Annotated in this window: 4 protein-coding genes; 3 read left to right on the top strand and 1 reads right to left on the bottom strand. The window is 53.8% G+C overall.

Features of this window, described 5'->3' with window-relative positions:
• Window positions 1-461: 461 nt before the first annotated feature.
• Genes APA10_RS15450 through APA10_RS11725 form a run of 3 tightly spaced genes read left to right on the top strand, consistent with a single transcriptional unit; the run spans window position 462 to window position 1,571 of the window.
• The gene (locus APA10_RS15450; protein ID WP_231111046.1) at window positions 462-845 is read left to right on the top strand and encodes a tyrosine-type recombinase/integrase; all 384 of its coding nucleotides are present in this window, start codon (window positions 462-464) and stop codon (window positions 843-845) included.
• A 7-nt stretch (window positions 846-852) separates the two neighbouring features.
• Complete coding sequence (locus APA10_RS11730) at window positions 853-1,191, top strand: type II toxin-antitoxin system Phd/YefM family antitoxin (RefSeq protein ID WP_174714334.1); 339 nt, start codon at window positions 853-855, stop codon at window positions 1,189-1,191.
• Entirely contained in the window at window positions 1,188-1,571 is a 384-nt protein-coding gene (locus APA10_RS11725; protein WP_003631357.1) for a type II toxin-antitoxin system VapC family toxin, read from the top strand. The genes APA10_RS11730 and APA10_RS11725 overlap by 4 nt, the downstream gene beginning before the upstream one ends.
• Window positions 1,572-1,644: 73 nt before the next feature.
• On the opposite strand, the gene APA10_RS11720 is transcribed toward APA10_RS11725, so the two are convergent.
• On the bottom strand, window positions 1,645-2,116 hold a 472-nt coding region (locus APA10_RS11720), incomplete at its 5' end, for a LysR substrate-binding domain-containing protein (RefSeq protein WP_250698542.1).

Here is a 2,116-nt window from a genome sequence, read left to right as displayed (position 1 = left end):
GGGTTCGGTCTTCCCAGACTTTCGTACGCCTCGCGGCGCCCGAAACCCTTCAGGCAAGCGGACAGGCTGCTCACGCCTCATGTCGGTCATAATCGGAATCTTGCGGATTTCCGGAAAGCGGACAGTCTGCAATAGTTCTCGTTATCCGTCGATATCCTTTGCAGACTTCTGATTGCTGCATGTGCAGCTGATCAGGAGAAAGTATCATGGAAAAGAAAACGCGTTTTCCATCGCCTACGCTGAAGGCGTCCGTGCCTTGGAATGCAGGAAAAATGGTTGGCGCCAAGCGGGCGCTCAAAGAAAAGCACGTCTAGGCTATTCGGTTCTGGCTGGGGAGCGAACAGCGTGTCAGAGACAGAGCTTTGTTTGATCTTGCTCTCGATAGCAAACTCAGAGGCTGCGATCTTGTCAGCCTTCGTATCGGCGACATCGTTACCAGTGGTCAGGTGCGCCACTGAGCGATGGTCGTCCAGCAGAAAACCCGGCGACCTGTGCAATTCGAAATTACAGAAACAACGCGAGAAAGCGTGCGGGCGTGGCTGGAACATCGAGGTGGTGGCTTAAATGAGTATGTTTTTCCAAGTCGCCTAAGCGCCAAAGCTCACCTGAGCACAAGGCAATACGCCCGGCTTCTGGATCAATGGGTTCAGGCGGTGGGACTGATCGCCGGGGAATATGGAACTCATTCGCTCCGCCGGACTAAGGTTGCCATGATTTACAAACGAACCGGTAATATCCGAGCCGTACAGATCCTGCCGGGTCATTCAAAACTGGATAGTACGGTTCGATACCTTGGGGTGGATGTCGAGGACGCTCTGGCTCTGTCGGAAGCCACTGATCTCTGAAACAAACATGCCTCAGGAATTCTCTACCTCCTCCCTATGTGTACATGTTATGATGACACATAGGGAGGAGACCATGAGCCAGCATCTTTCAGATAACGCACCATTACCACGGAAAATCGGTGTTCGGGAGTTCCGGGGAAACCTGACAGCGTATCTGCGTCAGGTCAGGCAGGGCAGTACGATCTTGGTGACGTCTCATGACCAGGTCGTAGCCGAACTGCGGCCGCCAGCCTCTTCCTATCGCCCCCGTCGTCAACCCGGCGCATTGCGCGGACGGATCAGAATAAGCGAAGATTTTGATGAGACACCGCCGGACCTTCTTGAAAGCATGGAACGCGACCTGTGAAGGTTCTGCTTGATACACATGCGTTGCTGTGGTGGCTTTCGGACTCCGCCCGGCTGGGTGAGACTGCACGGGAAATCATCGCAGACCCGGTTCACGATATTCTGGTGAGTATCGTGTCACTCTGGGAGATTGCGATCAAAATCCGTATCGGAAAGCTGGATGCGGATATGAACGATATTCTGGCAGCCATTCCTGAAGAAGGTTTCTCTCTATTACAAATACAGCCCGAGCACCTACAGATCCTGATGTCTTTGCCTCTGCATCATCGTGATCCGTTTGACCATCTCCTTATGGCGCAAGCGCAAGCTGAACACGCCACATTTCTTTCGGAAGACGGACAAATGGATCATTACTCCATCAAGCGAATACGCTGTTCGTGAAGCAGAAACTGCCGTCAGAACACGCCTCGTGTCAGACAATGCGTGTGAATGTTGGATATCCCAAAAGCAGACACTACTCCCGTAATGAAGCCTGCAATGCGGCGATGAAAGCAGCCATCGCCGATGAGTGTTGGCGACGGCTTGGATAGTAAAGGTGATAGGGCTCGAAAACCTTTTGCCATTGTGAGAGCACCTCGACCAGCTCTCCTGTCGCAATTCGGGAAGCCACAAGATCATGCGGTAGCCAGGCGAGCCCCAGCCCGCCCAGACAGGCCTCGCGTATCTGAAAAAGGCTGGTCAGAACAAGTTGCCCAGACGTTGTGATTCGTATGTCCTTGCCGCTTTTCCTGAACTGCCAGGGGAAAAGTTCGCCGGGTGTCGGCAGCCGCAGATTGATGCAGGGAAACTCGGCCAGATCACGCGGGTTTCGTGGACTCCCATGCTGCTTTAGAAACATCGGCGTGGCTACGACGGCCATCAGTACATCCGGTCTGATACTGAAGCGGTATCCGGCGGCTTCACAGCTGGAAGCCGCCGGCATGTTG

It is taken from the genome of Acetobacter pasteurianus subsp. pasteurianus LMG 1262 = NBRC 106471, from assembly GCF_000285275.1.
GTDB lineage: Bacteria > Pseudomonadota > Alphaproteobacteria > Acetobacterales > Acetobacteraceae > Acetobacter > Acetobacter pasteurianus.
This window is presented reverse-complemented; position numbering and strand designations above follow the sequence as displayed.